Source organism: Enterobacter sp. UNJFSC 003 (assembly GCF_036903355.1).
GTDB lineage: Bacteria > Pseudomonadota > Gammaproteobacteria > Enterobacterales > Enterobacteriaceae > Enterobacter.
In genome coordinates this window covers 1-258 of record NZ_JBAKHK010000228.1, presented here as the reverse complement: position 1 = coordinate 258, position 258 = coordinate 1, and the positions used below count along the sequence as shown (strand labels likewise).

1 pseudogene is annotated in these 258 nt (G+C 56.2%); it reads right to left on the bottom strand.

Going from position 1 to position 258, the window contains the following annotated elements:
- A pseudogene (locus tag V5P19_RS23920) lies at positions 1-258 on the bottom strand (1-pyrroline-5-carboxylate dehydrogenase); the annotation flags it as partial.

Genomic DNA, 258 nt, shown 5'->3' with positions numbered 1-258 from the left:
CCTGCCATTTTTGCAGTGCACTATTGAGCAGGGCAGAGGAGAGCGAGGCCAGACGGTGTTCGTTAGCGAGATCCAGCCCTGCCGAGTTGTCGCGCCCGTGACCGTAAAGATCGCGCGGCAGGGGAATTTTCGGATGCGGTAATCCAGTTTGCCCTTCCTGTTGCGCCAGTTTTTCTACAGCAGTGACCGGATCGGCGACCAGTTCATCCAGTGGCAAAGAGGTGTCGGCAATACGGTTAACAAACGAGGTGTTAGCAC